The organism is Aliiroseovarius sp. ABM4_368, from assembly GCF_056161205.1.
This window is the reverse complement of sequence record NZ_JBSWYR010000025.1, coordinates 1-427: the sequence shown is the minus strand read 5'-3', so window position 1 is coordinate 427 and position 427 is coordinate 1. Positions and strand designations below refer to the sequence as shown.

At 59.0% G+C, this 427-nt stretch carries 1 protein-coding gene; it reads right to left on the bottom strand.

The annotated features are described in order from the left end of the window. The coding region (locus ACXAH3_RS16470) for an EF-Tu/IF-2/RF-3 family GTPase (RefSeq protein WP_474863356.1) at positions 1 to 427 on the bottom strand (427 nt) is incomplete at both ends.

Below are 427 nucleotides of genomic sequence, written 5' to 3'. Positions count from 1 at the left end.
GGCTTCGAACTTGGTGTGCGGGTTAACCGAACCCGGCTTACACAGAACCTGGCCACGCTCAACAGCTTCACGGTCGATACCGCGCAGCAGAACACCAACGTTGTCGCCTGCCTCACCGCGATCCAGCAGCTTGCGGAACATTTCAACACCGGTACAGGTGGTTTTCTGGGTCGCTTTGATGCCAACGATTTCGATCTCGTCGCCAACATTCACAACGCCACGCTCAACACGGCCGGTTACAACAGTACCGCGGCCCGAGATCGAGAACACGTCTTCGATCGGCAGCAGGAAGTCGCCGTCAACCGGACGATCCGGGGTCGGGATGTACTCGTCCACAGCTGCCATCAGCTCGCGGATTTTGTTCTCGCCGATTTCCGGGTTGTTGCCTTCCATAGCGGCCAGCGCGGAACCCGCGATGATCGGCATG